Source organism: Chromatiales bacterium 21-64-14, assembly GCA_002255365.1.
GTDB lineage: Bacteria > Pseudomonadota > Gammaproteobacteria > 21-64-14 > 21-64-14 > 21-64-14.
The window spans coordinates 133,712-152,219 of the sequence record NCBI01000001.1; the positions used below are offsets into that span (position 1 = coordinate 133,712).

Below are 18,508 nucleotides of genomic sequence, written 5' to 3' on the forward strand. Positions count from 1 at the left end.
AGGGGCCGAAGTGGCCCTCCGCGTCCGGCAGGGGGGGCTGGTCAAGATCCACGGCTCTGATCTGCGTCAACACGATGTACCTCTTGCAGGAACGCGGCCATGCGCCGCGCGTCCTTGATCCCCTTGGCGGACTCCACCCCGCTGCTCACGTCCACCCCATAGGGATGGACCGCCTGAATGGCGCCCCCGATATTTTCGGGCGTAAGGCCACCGGCCAGGATGATGGGCACGCCCAGGCCGGTGGGGGTCCGCGACCAATCGAAGGTGGTACCCGTGCCGCCCGCGAGTCCCTTGGCGTAGGCGTCCAGCAAAAACCCGGAGGCGTCCGGGTAGGCAACGGCCCGCTGCTGCACGTCCGTCTCCCCATCCATCGCGAATGCCTTCACGTAGGGCTGTCCAAAACGGCGACAGTACGCGGCACTCTCGCGACCGTGAAACTGCAGGAGGGACACCGGCACCGCCTCCAGCACCGCCTCCACTCGCGAGTCCGGCGCATCCACAAACAAGCCCACCACCGTCACGAACGGCGGAAGGCAACCCGCAATCTCAACCGCCCGGTGGATGTCCACCGCACGGGGGCTGCGGGGAAAGAACACCAGCCCGATGGCGTCCGCCCCGAGCTGCGCGGCGCACACCGCGTCTTCGGGGCGGGTGATTCCACAGATCTTGACCCGGGTACGCATATCCCCACCACCACAGCGCTGTTTCCCGGTTGGAAGGTTACCAGAATTCCGGTCCCCACCCCATCGGGTGCCACAACAGATCAGTGGAATTGCGGCAACCGCACGCTATCCGGCAGGGCGTAACGCTCCGGATAGCGTACGCCGACAAGATAGAGCCCGTCGGGAGGTGCTGTCACGCCGCCCAGGGCCCGGTCGCGGGCCGCCAGCACCGCGCGGGCCCACTCCGGCGCATGGACGCCGCGGGCAATGTCCATCAGCACGCCGGCAAGGTTGCGCACCATGTGGTGCAGGAAGCCATTCGCCACCACGTCGATATACAGGAACTCCCCATGCCGCGTCACCTCCAGGCGATGGACGATGCGCACCGGATGTTTGGCCTGACAAGCCACCGCGCGAAACGAGGAGAAATCGTGCTCCCCGATTAGGTAGCGGGTGGCCTCGGCGGCGCGCCCCGCGTCCAGCGAACGGTGGACCCACCAGACCCGGTTACGCAGCAGCGCCGGACGACTCTCGCGGTTGAGGATGACATAGCGATAGCGGCGCTCGGTGGCGGCGAAGCGCGCATGGAAGCCAGGGTCCACCTCCCGCGCCCAACACACGCTGATGTCCGCAGGAAGATGGGCGTTGGTGCCCAGAACCCATGCGCGCGGAGCACGTACCGCTTCGGTGTCGAAGTGGACCACCTGGCCAGTGGCATGTACGCCGGCATCGGTGCGGCCCGCGCACACCACCCCGACGGGGCGGTCCGCAACCCGGGAGAGCGATTGTTCCAGGTGGCCCTGGACCGTCAGAGCGCCGGTCTGGATCTGCCAGCCGGCGTAGCGGGCTCCGTCATACTCCAGACCCAGGGCGATGCGCATCATCGGGTTTCGATTGGTTCCGGCTGCGCCGGCCCCCAGGCACGGGCACCGCACGGACCGCGGTGGGACGCGCCTGCAGCCAGGTACCTGGCGGCGGGTGATCCGTGCCGCCCCTCATACCAGGGGGACCTCAGGCGCTCAACTGGGCCATGAGTCCGTGGGCCTCTTCACGTTGCGGATCGCTGCCTTCCTCCAGTACTTCCTCCAACAACTCCCGTGCGCCCTCCTGGTCTCCCATATCGAGATAGGCGCGGGCCAAGTCGAGCTTGGTACCCACCTCGTCGGGCTCGCCAAGGGCGGCGTCTTCGGCCCCCGAGTCCGCGTCTTCAGCCGACTGCGCACCGGAATCCGCCAGATCCCCGTCCCATTCGATCACGTTGGACGGGGCATCCTCCGTGGTCTCCGGGAATCCCGCGGGGAACACGAAACCCGGATCATCCGCCTCCGCCGCGGTCTCCTGCGACGGTGCCGTGTCGTGCTTGGCAGGTTCTGCCGCCAAGCCGGGTTCGTCCGTGCGGATTTCCGGCACCACAAAATGGGTGTCGGATTCTTCCTGGAACGCGGGGGCACGGGCGGCCGGATGGCCCGCCGCACCATCGGCGGCAGACTCGGTAGAATCCATTTCATCCAACAGTCGGTCCAGTTCCTCCCCCTCGGTCGGAGCGCGCCGCTCACCCAACTCAGCACCGGACGCGCCGGTTTCCGGTCCTGTGGATAAAGACCCATCGTCCGGCTCATCACCCCGGAACAGGGGATGGTCCGGGCACAACTCGGCACCGAGGGCCGCGACCTTCTCCCACAGCGGATGATGGCTGCCCCCCAGGTCGGCATACAGGGATTCTGCCCCGGACTCGAAGGCCTCCCGATCGCCACTGGCGTGGTACACCTCCAGTAGCTTGGCCTTCAGATCCGAACGATCGGGATCCGCTTCCAGGGCGCGGGAAAGCTGTTCCGCCGCCTGAGCGTAGCGCCCGTAGGCGATATAGATCTCGGCCTCCGCCATCGGATCCCCGCCTGCCTCCGCCACCGCGGATTCCGCTTCCGGGCCCGGCGCTTCCGGAACGCGGCCCGCGACGCTATCGTCCATGTCATCGGCCGGCGCAGGAAACCCAGGCTCATCCAGGGGGAACGACGCGGGCCGGTTGCGGCGCCGGAGCACCAGCCACACCAAGGCCAACAAGGCGAGCGCCACGCCCCCCACCATGGCCAGCAGTCCCCGGTCGTTCAGCAGGGCCCGCAGCCCACCGGTCGGAGGGGCCTTCGCCGGAACCGGAGCGGGGGAAACCGGCCGCATCTTGGGGGGTAACGGTGTGGACCGCCTTGCCGGAGATGTGACGGCAGGCGCTGCCGGTTTTTCCACCGCCGCCGCGCCCGGTTTCACCGACGGCTCCGTGCCACCAGTGGCCTGCGCCTTGTTGGGCGTCTCGACCACGGGCGCCGCCGGGACGGCGGCCTGCGGACCCTGCGCCGGCTGAATCCGATTCTGCAAATCCGCAAGTTGTTGGTCTTTGAGGCTCAGGAGCCGCTTCAGCTGGTCGACCTGCCCCTGCAGGGCGGTAACCCGACCCTGGAGTTCCTTGCTCTGCTGATTCCCGACCGCCGCGGACTCGGTGGCCAGGGCGAGCTGGTTCTGAAGGTGTTTGAGCGCGGCGCGGGTCGGCGTCCCAGCGGTCCCGGGCACACCCGCGGCGGACGCACCTCCCGCGGCGGAACTGGGTGCCAGTAACCGCAACCGGTCCTGTTCCTTCGGCACCGCCGCGGGGGTCGGAGCGGGAGCCGCGCGCGTAGCCACCGGGGCGGCGCCAGACGCGCTCTCAGCAAGCCGGCGTCGGTAGGCCTCCCAGAGCTGGGTCTGGCGGCGAACCTGCGCCAGGGCCCCGTGCCGGTCGATGCCCAGAGCCGCGGACACATCCGGGATCCGCAGCACGTAGCCGGCCTTCAGGCGGTTGATATTGTGGTCGTAGAACGCATCGGGATTGGCGTTGAGCAAGGCCAACATCATCTGCTCGACGGTTACCGAATCGTCTCCCGCGCGGATCCGCTGTGCAATGGCCCAAAGGGTGTCATTGCGCACCGTACGCAGCGTCCCTGGCGCGGCGGCGGACGTCGGCGCGGCGGTATGTCCGCGTTCGACGGCCCGCTGGCGCCCCGGCGGTGGGGCCATGGTCATGGCGCCCGCCGCTGGCGCGGCAGGCTTCGGGACCGGCGCCGTAACCGGACCAGCTGGCACCGCGGCAGCAGGCTGCACGCCGGTGGGGCGGGCGCTGGTCAAGGTCGGGGGATTCAGCAACACCGTGTATTGGCGCAGAATCCGACCCTTGCGCCAATCCACCTCCACGATGAAGTCCAGGAACGGCTCCCGGATCGGCTGGTCACTGGTAACTTGGATGTAGGGCTGACCCTTGGCGTCCCGCAGCACCTTGAAATGCAGCTCACTCAGGACAAAGGGCCGGTCGATCCCGGCACGGGAAAAGACACCCGGGCTGGCGAGACTCACCAGGGCCCCTTCCAACTCCGCCGGATTGTCGGAGTAGAGCTGGATGTCAGCGGTCAGCTTCTCATCCAGGTGGGAATGCAGGGTGATATCGCCCAACCCCAGGGCATACAGCGGCATAGGCGCCAGCATGCACACCGAGGCCACCGCCACGGCCAGCTTCCGATTCATTGACGACGCTCCCTTACTTTTGGCTCATCCCACGGGCGAGGCCCTGCCGGACCTCCATATGTGTCGCTATATCGGAAGTCCGCTCGGATTACTTAACTGGGCCCCCCGGGAGACACCATCCACCCCGCTGGCATCCCGCGTCAATATAGCTTACAAGTACTTAGCGATCAAAACCTCCGCGATCTGAACACTGTTCAAGGCCGCCCCCTTGCGCACGTTATCCGAGACCACCCACAGGTCCAGCCCCCGGGGGTGGGAGATGTCCTCGCGGATACGACCCACGAACACCGCATCGTGCCGCGCCGCCTCGGTCACCGCAGTGGGATACCCCCCCGCACGACGCTCATCCATCACGGTCACCCCTGGGGCCTTGGCTAACAGCGCACGCGCCTGTTCGGCGCTGATCTTGTCCCGGGTCTCAATATGCACCGCCTCTGAATGTCCGTAGAAGACCGGCACACGCACCGCGGTCGGGTTCACCTGGATGGCATCGTCCTCCAGAATCTTGCGGGTCTCCCAAACCATCTTCATCTCTTCCTTGGTATAGCCGTTCTCCATGAAGACGTCGATCTGCGGTAACACGTTGAACGCGATCTGCTTGGGATAGACCTGTGCCTTGATCGACTTGCCGTTGAGCAACTGCGCGGTCTGCGTCGCCAACTCCTCGATGGCCTCCTTGCCGGTCCCGGACACCGCCTGATAGGTGGCCACGTTGATGCGCTCGATGCCCACCGCATCGTAGATCGGTTTGAGGGCCACCAGCATCTGGATGGTCGAACAGTTCGGGTTGGCGATGATACCGTGCCCGGGATAAGCGGCTATGGCATGGGGGTTGACCTCCGTCACCACCAGTGGGATATCCGCGTCGTAACGGAACTGGGAGGTATTGTCCACCACCACACACCCCGCGGCCGCGGCCTTGGGCGCATACACCTCGGAAACCGACGCCCCCGCCGAGAACAAGCCGATCTGTACCTGGGAGAAATCGAATTCCGCCAAATCCTGCACCTTCAACTGCTGGTGCTTGAACCCCACGCGGCTGCCCGCCGAGCGGCTGCTCGCCAGCGCGTAGACCGTGCCTACCGGGAACTTGCGCTGTTCAAGGATCGAGAGCATCGCCTCGCCGACCGCGCCTGTCGCACCCACTACCGCCACATCGAAACATCTGCTCATATCCGCGCCACGACCTCGTTAGTGAATCCGCTGCACTTCCCGATCTACACAGGTCCTGCCACGTCGGCGCATCACCCCGTTATGGAGCACGCAGTGCCACCGCCACCGCGTCACCGATCTCGCGGGTACCCACTGTGCGCGTCCCCGCGGCCTGGATATCCGGCGTGCGCAGGCCCTGATCCAAAACCCGTGTCACGGCGCGCTCCACCCGCTCCGCATACGCCGCTTCCCCCAGGGAATAGCGCAACAGCATGGCCACGGACAGGATGGTGGCCAACGGATTGGCGACGCCACGCCCCGCGATATCCGGGGCAGAACCGTGGATGGGCTCGTACATGCCCTTGGCACCCTGATCCAGGGACGCGGACGGCAGCATGCCGATGGACCCGGTAAGCATCGCCGCCTGATCCGACAGGATATCCCCGAACAGATTCCCGGTCACGATCACGTCGAACTGTTTCGGAGCTCGGACCAGCTGCATGGCCGCGTTGTCCACGTACAGGTGGGACAGGGTGACATCCGGATAGTCGGCAGCCACGCGGGTGATGACTTCACGCCACAGCTCGGAGACCTCCAACACATTGGCCTTGTCCACGGAGCACACCCGCCGGGCGCGCTTGCGCGCCACCTCGAAGGCGACCCGTCCGATGCGCTCGATCTCCGCCTCGCCGTACACCATGGTGTTGTAGGCCTGCCGCCCACCACCATCCGCATCCCGTATCCCGCGCGGCGCGCCGAAATAAATTCCCCCGGTCAGCTCACGCACGATCATCAGGTCCAGACCGGCCACCACCTCCGGCTTGAGCGTGGAGGCGTCGGCCAATTGCGGATAGAGCAGCGCCGGACGCAGGTTTGCAAACAGGCCCAGTCCGGCCCGCAATCCCAGCAGACCCCGCTCCGGGCGCAGATCCCGATCCAGTCCATCCCAGCGCGGCCCGCCCACCGCGCCCAGCAACACCGCGTCCGCATCCCGCGCCAGACGCAAGGTGGAATCCGGAAGCGGACTGCCGGTAACCTCATAGGCCGCGCCGCCCACCAGGGCCTCCTCCAACTCCACACCAAGCCCGAAGTCCGCGGTCAGGACCTCAATGACCTTGCGCGCTTCATGAACGATCTCGGGACCAATGCCGTCACCGGGCAACACGAGAATCTTGTGTGTCATAGGGATCCTGTATCCGGGCGTAGTCGGGGATAGGCCAAGAAGGGCCGGCGGCCCGATGCGTGGGAGCCGCGCTCAGCGTTCAGCGCTGGCCTCCGGAAACAGCCAGGGGGCATCGGTACGACGGCGCCGTTCGTAGTCCCGGATCGCCTCCGCACGCTGCAGGCTGAGACCGATCTCGTCCAGGCCCTCCAACAGGCAGTGCTTGCGAAACGGATCCACGTCGAAGCCGAACGACGCGCCGTCCGGCGTGGTCACCGACTGGCCTGGGAGGTCGATGGTGAGCCGGTAACCCTCCCGGGCGCCGGTTTCGCGGAACAGGCGATCCACGGTGGCGTCGTCCAGCACCAAGGGCAGCACCCCATTCTTAAAGCAGTTGTTGAAAAATATATCCGCGAAGCTCGGCGCGATGACGGCCCGGAAGCCATAATCCGAAAGCGCCCACACCGCGTGCTCGCGCGACGAGCCACAACCGAAATTGGTCCGCGCCAGCAGCACCTCCGCACCTTGATAGCGGGGCAGGTTCAACACGAAATCGGGATTGCGCGGCCGATGGGTACAGTCCATCCCCGGCTCGCCATGGTCGAGATAGCGCCATTCGTCGAACAAATACCGCCCAAAACCGGTACGGTGGATCGATTTCAGAAACTGCTTCGGGATGATGGCATCGGTATCCACGTTGGCACGATCCAGAACGGCCACCAGTCCCGTGTGGGTCTCGAATTTTTTCATGGGTGTTATGTTCCGTCCGTACGCCGGGTAGCCGCGGACTACTCACCCGCGCCCACGTGTGACTGCCGCGGGCACCGCGTCCACCCGCTGGAGCGAAGCACCCGACGGTAGCCCCTTGGGTAGGCCATCAATCCAGTTCTCTTACGTCCACGAAATGACCATGGACCGCCGCCGCCGCCGCCATGGCCGGGCTCACCAGATGGGTACGCCCACCGGGCCCCTGGCGGCCCTCGAAGTTGCGGTTCGAGGTGGAGGCGCAGCGCTCGCCGGGGGCGAGCCGGTCCGGATTCATCCCCAGGCACATGGAACAGCCGGGCGTGCGCCACTCAAAGCCCGCGGCGATGAACACCCGATCGAGCCCCTCGGCCTCCGCCTGCTGCTTCACCAGTCCGGACCCCGGCACCACCAAGGCCTGCTTGATGCTGGCGGCCACCTTGCGGCCCCGCAGCACCGCGGCGGCGGCGCGCAGATCCTCGATCCGGGAGTTGGTGCAGGAGCCGATGAAGACCTTGTCGGGACGGATCTCGGTGACCGGGGTTCCAGGCACCAGTCCCATGTACTGCAAGGCGTGCTCCATCCCCTCCCGCTTCACGGGATCGGGTTCATCCTGCGGTTTGGGCACGCGCCCGTCCACCGGCACCACCATCTCTGGCGAGGTACCCCAGGTCACCTGGGGCCGGATGGCGGCCGCGTCCACGCGCACCACCCGGTCGAACACCGCGCCGGGATCGCTGTGCAACGCGGACCACGCCTGCACCGCTAGATCCCAAAGGTCGCCCGCGGGCGCGTAGGGGCGGCCCCGGAGATACTCGATGGTGCGCGCGTCCACGGCCACGAGGCCGGCGCGGGCGCCCGCCTCAATTGCCATGTTGCACAGCGTCATGCGGGCTTCCATGGACAAGGCGCGGATTGCCTCCCCGGCGAACTCGATGGTGTAACCGGTACCGCCCGCGGTGCCGATTTCGCCGATCACCGCCAGGGCAATGTCCTTGGCGGTAACGCCGCGTCCCAGCACCCCGTCCACCTGCACCAGCAGGTTACGGGACTTCTGCAATATCAGGCACTGGGTGGCCAGCGCATGCTCAACCTCGGAGGTCCCGATACCGAAGGCGAGCGCTGCGAACGCGCCGTGGGTGGAGGTGTGGGAATCGCCGCACACCACCGTCATTCCGGGCAGGGTGAGGCCCTGCTCGGGTCCGATGACGTGGACCACCCCCTGACGCGGATCGTCCATGCCGAATTCGGTGATACCGAACTCCACGCAGTTGGCGTCCAGGGTCCGTACCTGGATGCGCGAGACGGGATCAGTGATCCCGTCCCCGCGTGCGGTGGTGGGCACATTGTGATCCGGCACCGCCACTACAGAACCGGCGCGCCACGGGCGCCGCCCGGCGACGCGCAGGCCCTCGAAGGCCTGGGGCGACGTCACCTCATGCACCAAGTGCCGGTCGATGTAGAGCAGCGTGACCCCGTCGGGGTCCACGTGCACCACATGGGCGTCCCATAGCTTGTCGTAGAGGGTTTGACCAACCATCCCGCACGATTCCATCGCTGTTACCGGCCTGCCAGCAGGTCAGGATAAGCCGTTCATTATATCGGATGCGAGGGCGGAAAGCAGGTGCAGCCCGTGCGATACCGGGCTGCATTAGGCCCCCGGCACACCGCCGGCAGGTATCCAGCGCCAGGCCACGAGCCACGCGACGCCCGCCACCAGGGCGGCGCCGTAGAAAGCGGCACTGGGACCCAGCCCGGCCCACAGGTAGCCGCTGGCCAGACTCCCCAAGGCCGCTCCAGCACCGAAGCTTACGCTGCTGTAGAGGGCTTGGCCGCGCCCCTGATGACGGCCAGTGAACAAACCATGCACCAGATGGATCGCCACCGCATGGTAGACACCGAAACTCGCGGCATGCAGGGTCTGCGCAAATACGATCAACAACAGATGGCGCGGGAATGCCCCGATCAGCAGCCAGCGCAGGGCCGCCAGGGCCAGGCTCGCCAGCAGCAAAGACCGGGCACCGAACCGGGGCAACAGACGGTGCATGACCAGGAACACGCCGATCTCCGCCAGCACACCCAGCGCCCACAACAGGCCAATGAGCCCCGCGCGGTATCCATGGTCCTCCAGATAGAGGGTGAAGAACGCATAGTAGGGGCCATGGCTGACCTGCATGAGAAAACACACCACCAGCAGCGCCGCCACCTCCCGCCGGCCCAGTACTTCGAGCAGCGGACGCGGCGCGCCCTTCCGGGGCGGCGCAGCCCCGTCCGGCACCAGGAGACTGGTAACGCCGATACCGAACAGCAGCGCCAGCACCACCAGTGGAAGCAAACCGGCGGCGTAGCGCTGGAACAGGAACCCGAGTCCGGAGACGCTCAGGATGAAACCGATGGAACCCCAGAGGCGTACCCGGCTGTAGCGGTGTACCCGCGGGCCCAGATGGTTGAGGGTGATGGCCTCGAACTGGGGCAGGGCCGCGTTCCAGAAGAAGCTGAACAGGGCGACCACCAGGGCCAACCATCCGAACCCATGTCCCAACAGCACGCCAGCGAACGCCACGGGTGCCAGAAACGACGCGCAACGCACCACCGCCATGCGCCGGCCGGTGTGATCCGCCAGCCAGCCGGCCAGATTGGGCGCGACGATTCGGGTGGCCATCATGATGGCCATCAGTTCTCCGATGGCCACCGGTCCGAATCCGACGGACTTCAGGTACAGGCTCCAATAGGGAACCAAAGCCCCGAGGGCCGCGAAATAGAACCAATAAAAACCGGAGAGTCGCCAGTAGATCATAGCGGGACCTGGAGGGCCGTGGGCCCGTCCCCACCCGGTCCGGGGGAGACGCGCGGCCACCCTGTCAGAACCGCGCGGAAGACTCAAGCCCCACCGGCGGCGGGCGGCTGTCAGGGACCAGGAGCCGGGGGAACTGGCGGCAGGGGGGGTATCACGTCGAGATTCTGGGCACGATGGCGTAGTACATGGTCCATCAACACAATCGCCACCATGGCCTCGGCAATGGGGGTGGCGCGGATCCCCACGCACGGATCGTGACGCCCCTTGGTGACCACTTCCACCGGCGCCCCCTCAAGATTCACGCTGCGACCTGGTAGCCGGATGCTGGAGGTGGGCTTAAGGGCGATAGAGGCCAGCAGATCCTGGCCGGTGGAGATCCCGCCCAGGATCCCGCCCGAGCGGTTGCTCAGAAACCCATCCGGGGTCAGCTCATCCCGGTGCTCGGTCCCCTTCTGGGTAACACTGGCGAACCCGGCGCCGATCTCCACCCCCTTCACGGCATTGATACTCATGAGCGCATGGGCGAGATCGGCGTCCAGGCGGTCGAACACCGGCTCCCCAAGCCCCGGGGGCACCCCCTGGGCCACCACGTTGATCCGCGCACCGATGGAATCGCCCTCCTTGCGCAACGCGTCCATGTACGCCTCGAGCTCCGGCACCTTGGCCGCATCTGGACAAAAGAACGGGTTGCGTTCCACCTCGTCCCAGACGAACGCCTCTGCGCGGATCGGCCCGAGCTGCGCCAGATAACCCCGGATCACGACGCCGTAGCGCTCTGCCAGATACTTCTTCGCAATCGCACCCGCCGCCACCCGCATCGTGGTCTCGCGGGCCGAGGAACGCCCGCCGCCGCGGTAGTCCCGAAATCCGTACTTCTGTACGTAGGTGTAGTCCGCGTGGCCGGGCCGGAATCGGTCCTGGATCTCCGTGTAGTCCCGGGAACGCGCGTCGGTGTTGTGGATCAGCAGCCCGATAGGCGTGCCGGTGGTACGCCCCTCGAACACCCCGGACAGGATCGCCACCGCGTCCGCCTCGCGGCGCTGGGAGGTATGGCGGCTCTTGCCGGGTTTGCGACGGTCCAGATCCGGCTGCAGGTCTGCCTCCGAAAGCGCCAGGCCCGGCGGGCAGCCGTCCACCACGCAACCAATGGCCGCGCCGTGACTTTCGCCGAAGGTGGTGACGCTGAACAGCCTGCCTATGGTGTTCCCGGACATGAGTAGGCATTGTAGCGGCTCGCCTCCCGGACGTCTCGCCTAAAGTTTCCGCGTTCCGGGTCGATTCCATCCACTGAAGGTGATGCGCCGGAGCTACCAGCCCGGCCACCACCGTCGAGGCACCTGAGCCGGCGCCACCTGGGCCCCGGTTGCGGCAACGGATCTAGTTGACGGCGAGGCTGAAATGGAACGGAGTCAACGACAATACGGTCCGAGAATCGGTTCCTATCTCGGGCAACCCATCTTCGAGAAGTTCCAGGACCAGGACGAAACCTACATATTCGACCGGATCGCCCAATGCGACGTGGAAGGCTGCCCGTTGGATCAACTGGATAAGGGCGAGATGCTCTTACCTCCCGGACTGATCTACAAACAGCTCTAACCGGATGTCCCGCCAATATTCGCCGTGCGAGCACCGTAAGGGTCGGCCGCGTAGCCAGCGCTAAGTCAAAACGGACACCGGGAACAGGCCCCGCGATGGCGCGGATCCTCGAGACACCGGCAGTCCTCAGATCACGCGCGAATAGCGCACCGGGTCCCGGTCCCGGGACGGCGGCGAGCGCAAATAGCCGTCGAAGATCATGGCCACGTTGCGGGCCAGCAGCCGTCCCACTGGTGTCACCCGGATCCGCTCCTGCGTTACCTCGACCAAACCATCCGCCTCCATTACCGCGAGCCGTTCCAGTTCAGCGCGGAAGTATTCCGGAAATACGATTCCGTAGCGCGCCTCGATCGCGGCGTAGGACACTTGGGCATGGCATAACAGGCCCATGATTACCGCGCGCCGCAGCCGGTCGTCCGGGCTCAGCCCAACACCGCGCACCACCGCCAGGCGGCCGGCGTCCAAACGTTCGTAGTACGCGGGCAGATCGCGCGCGTTCTGGCTGTAGCTCTCGGCCACTTGGCTGATCGCGCTGACACCGAGCCCCACCAAGTCGCAATCCGCGTGGGTGGAATAACCCTGAAAATTCCGGTACAGAGTGCCCGCGCGCTGCGCCCGCGCCAGCTCGTCCCCCGGGCGGGCGAAGTGGTCCATGCCGATATAGACATAGCCCGCCGCTTCGAGCCGTTCAACAGTGTGGCGCAGGATCGCCAGCTTCTCCGCAGGTGGCGGCAGGTCATCAAGGCGGATGCGCCGCTGGGGTTTGAACCGCTCGGGCAGATGGGCATAGTTGAACACCGACAGGCGATCGGGCGCAGCGTCGATCACCTTGTCCAGGGTGCGCGCGAAACGCTCCACATTCTGGAACGGCAAGCCGTACATCAAGTCCACACTGACCGAGTGAAACCCCGCGCGGCGCGCGGACTCCAGGACCGCGAAGGTCTGCGCCTCACCCTGGATCCGGTTGACGGCGCGCTGGACCTGGGGGTCGAAATCCTGGATGCCGAGACTGATGCGGTTGAACCCCAACGCGCGCAGCACAGTGAGGGTCTGCCCCCGGATCCGCCGCGGATCCACCTCGATGGAGTACTCGCCCCAGTCATCGTCGCGCAGGCGGAAATGCCGGCCTATGGCCGCCATCAGCTCCTGGATCTGGGCATCGCTCAGAAAGGTCGGGGTGCCTCCGCCCCACGCCAACTGATCTACGCTCCGTTCCCGGTCGAACAGCGCGCCTTGCAGTTCCACCTCCCGCAACAACCGCTCCATATACGGGCCGGCGCGGGAGTGGTTCCCGGTCACCACCTTGTTGCAGGCGCAATAGAAACAGACCGTGTCGCAAAACGGGATGTGGACATAGAGCGAAAGGGGCCGCTGCGGGGCGGATAGGTTGCTGCGCCGCGCCCACTCCCGATACTGGGCCTCGCCATACTCTGGATCGAACTGGGGCGCAGTGGGATAAGACGTGTAGCGAGGACCCGCCAAGTCATAGCGACGGATGCGCTCCGGATCGAAAACCACCCGCTGGGATAGGCCTTCCATGGCCTGGAATCCTAGCCGGTGGCGTACCCCGGGGCCTTGATGGAGGTCAACGGGACCGACTATTCCTCGTCCACCAGCAGCCCATGCTTGTGCGTCTGATTGATGCTCTGCAGCAGGGACTTGAACGGGAGCAGCGCGGTATTCTGTTGCGCGACGATCTCCATGAACTGCAGATCGGCGTTTCCAAAATGATAGGTGCCGTCCAGCATCTGGGCGCGCAGCTTGCGCACCTCCGCCTCCAGCGGGTCCAGGAACTTCAGCGCGCCTCCCAGATCTTCCGCGTCGTACTCCGCGGACCAGCGCAACTCCTCGATCTCGAACAGGGTCTGGTCCACCAGTTCAAAGTATTCCTTGGCTGTCCTCGGCCGCTGCATAACCCCTCCGCTACCGTTGTTGCACTCGGGCCCCGGGGCTCACGCGGCGTCGCCGGCCCCGGGCTGGACCCGGCTGGAATATTCTCGCAACTGGGCGGAGCCCAGCACAAACACCCCATCGCCACCGCGTTGGAATTCCGGCCACAGGAACGGAAGCTCGGGCAGCTGCGCTTCCAATGCCGCAGCGGCACCGCCCACCTCCACCACCAGCAGCCCCGGCTCCTCCAGGTGGCGGGGCGCCTCCCTCATGATGCGCAGGGCGAAATCGAGCCCCGCGGGGCCCGCGGCCAACCCCAGGGCGGGCTCGCGACGGTACTCCTCCGGCAAGGTGTCCATTTCCGCCGCGCTCACGTACGGGGGATTGCTCACGATCAGGTCATAGCGCCCGCGCAACGCGGAAAACAGATCGGAGTGCACGGTGCGCACCCGACCCTCCAGGCCGTGGCGGAGTACGTTGTGTTGAGCCACAGTGAGGGCATCTTGCGAAACGTCCGCCAGATCCACCTCCGCCTCTGGGAAAGCCAGGGCGCACGCAATGCCGATACAGCCGCTGCCGGTACCCAGGTCCAGGATGCGGCGCACGTGGATCTGCGCCAACCAGGGCTCGAATCCCTGCTCGATCAGCTCGGCAATGGGCGAGCGCGGAACCAGCACCCGTTCGTCCACTTCGAAGCACAACCCGGCGAACCACGCCTCGCCGGTCAAGTAGGCGGCGGGCGCGCGCTCGCGGATCCGGCGTTCGAGAACCACCGCCACTGCGCGGCGCTCGGTGTCGGTAAGCGCGGTGTCCCGGTAATCGGACGGCAGATCCGGTGGCAGGTGCAGGGCATGCAACACCAATAGCGCCGCCTCATCCAGGGCATTGTCGGTGCCGTGCCCGAACACCAACCCCGCAGCGTTGAAACGGCTCGCACCCCAGCGGATAAAATCGCGCAGGGTACGCAAACCGATGATATCTTCGTCCGTCATGCACACCTCATGAGCATCCCACGCCGCGGCGCGCGGCCGTGCCACACCAGGTTCCCCGCCCAACCCCCAGCCCTGTGGCATAATCCTGACATGTCCATGGTCCTCCGACCCAGCACCCGCCCGCGCCGGCATGCATCCTCGACCGCCACCACCAGGGTCCGGTGCCCTTCGATCCCGGGCCAGAACTACTATACCCGGGATTCCGGCCGCCGGCGGACCCCGATCACCTCCTCTCCGGGAGGTTCCCCACTGGGGCATCCACCGCACGCCCGCCGCGGGTCTGGTCCCCGGTGAGCGGGATTCCAGCCGTCTCCACGCTGCGGGTGGCGCATCAATTCCTGCTGCCGCAACACACCCTGAGCCGGCTGGTGTACCGCATCACCCGCAGCCGCAACCGGTTCGTGAAGGACCGCCTGATCCGCTGGTTCGTGCGTCACTACCGGGTGGATCTGGGGGAAGCGCGGGATCGGGACCCCGCGGCCTACCTGGACTTCAACAGCTTCTTCACCCGGGCGCTGCGCCCCGGCGTGCGGCCCCTGGCGGCGGACCCCGAGACCCTGGTGAGCCCCGCGGACGGGCGCGTCAGCGAATTCGGCACTCTGGACGGGGAGCGGCTGCTCCAGGCCAAGGGCCGCGCCTATTCGGCAGTGGATCTCCTGGGTGGGTCGGAACAACGTGCGGCACCGTTCCGGGGCGGCGCATTCCTGACCATCTACTTGGCGCCGTGCGACTACCACCGGGTCCATATGCCGCAGCTCGGCACCCTGCGGGAAAGCGTGTACCTCCCCGGGCGCTTGTTCAGTGTCTCGGACGCCAGCTCCCGCAGCATCCCCCGGCTGTTTGCCCGCAACGAGCGCGTGGCCAGTCTGTTCGACACTCCCGCCGGCCCCATGGCCATCGTGCTAGTGGGGGCCATGCTGGTGGGATTCATCGACACCGTGTGGGGCGGACCCGCCAGCTATCCCTACGGCCGGCAGCCCCGGGTTCGGCGCTACCCGGACACGAACGCCCAGGCACCCACCCTGGCGCGCGGGGCGCAGATGGGCCACTTCGGCATGGGTTCCACGGTAATCCTGCTGTTTCCCCGGGGCCGGGTAGAATGGGCCCCGGCCCTGGAGACCGGGGCACCGGTGCGGGTCGGCGAGCCCGTCGGACGGCGCGTGGGCGGCGCCCAGGGGTCCGCGGCCTGAAACCGGGAACGCCGCGCTCGCACACGCCTACACCAACCGGCACCCGCGTCAGGCGCGGTCCACCGGAAACGCCAACACCGCGGCGATCCGCCGGACCCCGGCCGCCACCATGACCAAGCGGTCGAACCCCAGTGCCACCCCGGCGCAAGCCGGCAATCCCGCCTCCAGGGCCGCCAACAGGCGTTCGTCCGTTGGAATCGCCAAGTCTCCAGCGGCGGCCCGATGCTGCTGGTCGCGGACGAAACGCCGACGCTGCTCCACGGGGTCGGTGAGTTCGTGGAACCCGTTGGCCAGTTCCATGCCGTCCAAAAAGGCCTCAAAACGCTCGGCTACCGGTGGGGTGTCCGGACGCACCCGGGCGAGACTCGCCTGCGCGGCGGGGAAGTCGTGGACGAAGCTGATCCGGCCCTGGCCCAGGCCGGGTGTCACGACTTGGCTGAGCAGCAGATCCGCCCAGGACTCCGCCTCGCGCGCCGGTTCCGCGGCGCTGAACTGGATACCGTGGCGCGCCGCGCAGGCCCGCCACTCGGGCACTGTGGCCTGGTCGGGATCGATCCCGGCGTGACGCTGGAACGCCTCCCGGTAAGTGAGGCGCTCGCTGGGACCCAGGAGACACCGCGGCCCCACCAGCGCCGCCACCAGCGCCGCCACCTCCTCCATGAGGCGCAGGTGGTCCCATCCCACCCGATACCATTCCACCAGCGTGAACTCGGGGTTATGGCGGGATCCCGCCTCCGCGGCACGAAACACCTTGCAGACCTGATAAATGGAACCGCTACCCGCAGCCAGCAGGCGTTTCATGGCAAACTCGGGGGAGGTGTGCAGATATAGAGTGCGACCGGCCCGCCCCGCCCCGGGTCCGGCATAGCGGGTCGCGAAGCTGTGAATCTGGGGGTCCGTGGTTGCGGCGGCGGACAGGGCCGGGGTTTCCACCTCCCAAACGCCCCGCTCGGCGAACCAATCCCGGATACGGGCCAGCAAGTCGGCACGCAGCCGCAACACCTCCAAGGAGGCACTCGGCCGCCAATCGGCCGCGCCGGTCTCGCTCACCCCCGCAGCCTCTGGCGGCCCGGGGTGTGATCGCGGCGCGGCACACCGCCGTCCCTCATCCCTTGACCCGGGCCACGTACTCGCCGGTGCGGGTGTCCACCCGGATGGTCTCGCCCACGTCGATGAACAGGGGCACACGGACCACCGCGCCGGTCTCCAGGGTCGCGGGTTTTCCGCCGCCCCCGGAGGTATCCCCGCGCACTCCGGGGTCGGTGTCGGTCACCTGGAGCGCTACGAAATTGGGCGGCGTGACCGTCAAGGGCGTATCGTTCCACAGCGTCAGGGTGCAGAGGTCTTGTTCCTTGAACCACTTGGCCCCATCGCCGATCGCGGTCGCATCCGCCGCGTACTGCTCGAAGGTGTCCGACTTCATGAAATGCCAGAATTCGCCGTCGTTATAGAGGTACTGCATGCCTACTTCCACGACATCGGCGGCCTCGACCGTATCCCCGGATTTGAAGGTCCGGTCCACCACGCGCCCGGTCTTCAGGTTGCGCAGCTTCACCCGGCTGAATGCCTGCCCCTTGCCGGGTTTGACAAACTCGTTTTCAATGATCGCGAAAGGATCGCCGTCAAGAATGACCTTGAGCCCGGACTTGAACTCATTGGTGATATAGGTGGCCATTACGTCTCCGTTCCAAGCCGTAGTATCGATTGTCATTGGAGTATGCGGGTGCACATCATAACGCGAACCAGGGTCCCCGGGCAGACACCCCCGTGGCAACGGGAGTTGGCGCGCGCTGTGCGCGATCCCGGCGAACTGCTGCAACTGCTCGGCCTGGATCCGGCTTGGTTGCCCGGCGCGCAGGCCGCGGCGCGCCTCTTCCCCCTGCGCGTTCCGCACCCGTACCTGCGCCGGATCCGGCACGGGGATCCCCGCGACCCGCTGTTGCGTCAGGTATTGCCCCTGGACGACGAGACCGTGCCCACCCCGGGTTACCAGGCGGACCCCCTCCAGGAGGCAGCGGCGGCCATCGCACCGGGCTTGCTGCAAAAATATCAGGGTCGCGCCCTGTTGATCGCCACCGGCGCCTGCGCGGTGCACTGCCGCTACTGTTTCCGGCGCCACTTCCCCTATGGGGAGCATCATTCCGGACGGCACTGGGAAGCAGCACTGGCGCAGGTCCGTGCCGACGACAGTCTACGGGAGGTCATCCTAAGCGGCGGCGACCCCCTCAGCCTTGGGGACGAGCCCCTGGCGGAACTGGCCGCCGCGCTCGCCGCCATCCCCCATCTGCGGCGCCTGCGGATCCATACACGACTGCCCATCGTGGTACCGGAACGGGTCAACGACGCCCTGGGGGGATGGTTGGCGCACAGCCCACTGCGCACCGTGGTGGTGGTACACGTCAATCACCCCAACGAAATCGACGCCGCGGTGCGCGACTCCCTGCGACGGATGACCGATTTTGGGGTCACCCTCCTAAACCAATCGGTCCTGCTGCGGGGCGTCAACGATGACGCCACCACCCTGATCTCCCTCAGCGAAGCCCTGTTCGATGCCGGCACCCTCCCCTATTACCTGCACGCCCTGGATCCGGTGGCCGGTGCCGCCCACTTCGCCGTACCGGACCCCGTCGCCCAGGGCATCCACCGGGAAATAACTGCCCGCCTGCCCGGTTATCTGGTCCCCCGTCTGGTCCGAGAACTCCCCGGCGCCCCCGCCAAACTGCCCATCCCCCTCTAACCCGCATTGCTCACCGGTGTGCATCTGCCGCAGTCGAGCA

General features: G+C 66.7%; 17 protein-coding genes. 3 read left to right on the forward strand and 14 right to left on the reverse strand.

Features of this window, described 5'->3' with window-relative positions; genetic code table 11:
- Positions 1-41 precede the first annotated feature (41 nt).
- From B7Z66_00605 to B7Z66_00645, 9 genes are all read right to left on the reverse strand, one after another.
- Positions 42-683, reverse strand: a complete 642-nt coding sequence (locus B7Z66_00605) for an N-(5'-phosphoribosyl)anthranilate isomerase (protein OYV78094.1) — start codon at positions 681-683, stop codon at positions 42-44.
- An 80-nt stretch (positions 684-763) separates the two neighbouring features.
- On the reverse strand, positions 764-1,546 hold the full coding sequence (locus B7Z66_00610; GenBank protein OYV78095.1) for a tRNA pseudouridine(38-40) synthase TruA: 783 nt from the start codon (positions 1,544-1,546) through the stop codon (positions 764-766).
- A gap of 127 nt (positions 1,547-1,673) precedes the next feature.
- On the reverse strand, positions 1,674-4,208 hold the full coding sequence (locus tag B7Z66_00615; protein OYV78096.1) for a hypothetical protein: 2,535 nt from the start codon (positions 4,206-4,208) through the stop codon (positions 1,674-1,676).
- A gap of 150 nt (positions 4,209-4,358) precedes the next feature.
- Positions 4,359-5,381 carry an aspartate-semialdehyde dehydrogenase gene (locus B7Z66_00620; protein ID OYV78097.1) on the reverse strand — a complete coding sequence of 341 codons (1,023 nt, stop codon included), beginning with the start codon at positions 5,379-5,381 and terminating at the stop codon, positions 4,359-4,361.
- 79 nt (positions 5,382-5,460) lie between these two features.
- The gene (locus B7Z66_00625) at positions 5,461-6,543 is read right to left on the reverse strand and encodes a 3-isopropylmalate dehydrogenase (GenBank protein OYV78098.1); all 1,083 of its coding nucleotides are present in this window, start codon (positions 6,541-6,543) and stop codon (positions 5,461-5,463) included.
- 72 nt (positions 6,544-6,615) lie between these two features.
- Positions 6,616-7,272, reverse strand: a complete 657-nt coding sequence (locus B7Z66_00630; GenBank protein ID OYV78099.1) for a 3-isopropylmalate dehydratase small subunit — start codon at positions 7,270-7,272, stop codon at positions 6,616-6,618.
- 127 nt (positions 7,273-7,399) lie between these two features.
- The gene (locus tag B7Z66_00635) at positions 7,400-8,806 is read right to left on the reverse strand and encodes a 3-isopropylmalate dehydratase large subunit (GenBank protein OYV78100.1); all 1,407 of its coding nucleotides are present in this window, start codon (positions 8,804-8,806) and stop codon (positions 7,400-7,402) included.
- 111 nt (positions 8,807-8,917) lie between these two features.
- The gene (locus B7Z66_00640) at positions 8,918-10,063 is read right to left on the reverse strand and encodes an MFS transporter (protein ID OYV78101.1); all 1,146 of its coding nucleotides are present in this window, start codon (positions 10,061-10,063) and stop codon (positions 8,918-8,920) included.
- Positions 10,064-10,173: 110 nt separating this feature from the next.
- Entirely contained in the window at positions 10,174-11,277 is a 1,104-nt protein-coding gene (locus B7Z66_00645) for a chorismate synthase (protein ID OYV78102.1), read from the reverse strand.
- A 184-nt stretch (positions 11,278-11,461) separates the two neighbouring features.
- Between B7Z66_00645 and B7Z66_00650 the strand changes: the two genes are divergently transcribed.
- On the forward strand, positions 11,462-11,659 hold the full coding sequence (locus B7Z66_00650; protein OYV78103.1) for a hypothetical protein: 198 nt from the start codon (positions 11,462-11,464) through the stop codon (positions 11,657-11,659).
- 126 nt (positions 11,660-11,785) lie between these two features.
- Here the strand turns inward: B7Z66_00650 and B7Z66_00655 are convergent, their stop codons facing one another.
- From B7Z66_00655 to B7Z66_00665, 3 genes are read right to left on the reverse strand one after another with little or no spacing between them, the layout of a single operon-like run.
- On the reverse strand, positions 11,786-13,198 hold the full coding sequence (locus B7Z66_00655) for an oxygen-independent coproporphyrinogen III oxidase (GenBank protein OYV78104.1): 1,413 nt from the start codon (positions 13,196-13,198) through the stop codon (positions 11,786-11,788).
- Between the two features lie 59 nt (positions 13,199-13,257).
- A complete protein-coding gene (locus B7Z66_00660) occupies positions 13,258-13,572 on the reverse strand; it encodes a hypothetical protein (GenBank protein OYV78105.1) in 315 nt (104 codons plus the stop codon).
- 39 nt (positions 13,573-13,611) lie between these two features.
- Positions 13,612-14,541 (reverse strand): ribosomal protein L3 N(5)-glutamine methyltransferase, encoded by a 930-nt coding sequence (locus B7Z66_00665; protein OYV78376.1) that lies wholly within the window; start codon positions 14,539-14,541, stop codon positions 13,612-13,614.
- A gap of 299 nt (positions 14,542-14,840) precedes the next feature.
- On the opposite strand from B7Z66_00665, the gene B7Z66_00670 reads away from it, so the two are divergent.
- Positions 14,841-15,731 (forward strand): phosphatidylserine decarboxylase, encoded by an 891-nt coding sequence (locus tag B7Z66_00670; protein OYV78377.1) that lies wholly within the window; start codon positions 14,841-14,843, stop codon positions 15,729-15,731.
- A 48-nt stretch (positions 15,732-15,779) separates the two neighbouring features.
- Here B7Z66_00670 and B7Z66_00675 read toward each other — a convergent pair whose 3' ends face one another.
- Positions 15,780-16,781: a hypothetical protein gene (locus tag B7Z66_00675; protein ID OYV78106.1), complete on the reverse strand. Its 1,002-nt coding sequence runs from the start codon at positions 16,779-16,781 to the stop codon at positions 15,780-15,782.
- 55 nt (positions 16,782-16,836) lie between these two features.
- Positions 16,837-17,406 carry an elongation factor P gene (locus B7Z66_00680; protein ID OYV78107.1) on the reverse strand — a complete coding sequence of 190 codons (570 nt, stop codon included), beginning with the start codon at positions 17,404-17,406 and terminating at the stop codon, positions 16,837-16,839.
- A gap of 42 nt (positions 17,407-17,448) precedes the next feature.
- Between B7Z66_00680 and B7Z66_00685 the strand changes: the two genes are divergently transcribed.
- Positions 17,449-18,468 carry an EF-P beta-lysylation protein EpmB gene (locus tag B7Z66_00685; protein OYV78108.1) on the forward strand — a complete coding sequence of 340 codons (1,020 nt, stop codon included), beginning with the start codon at positions 17,449-17,451 and terminating at the stop codon, positions 18,466-18,468.
- Positions 18,469-18,508 lie beyond the last annotated feature (40 nt).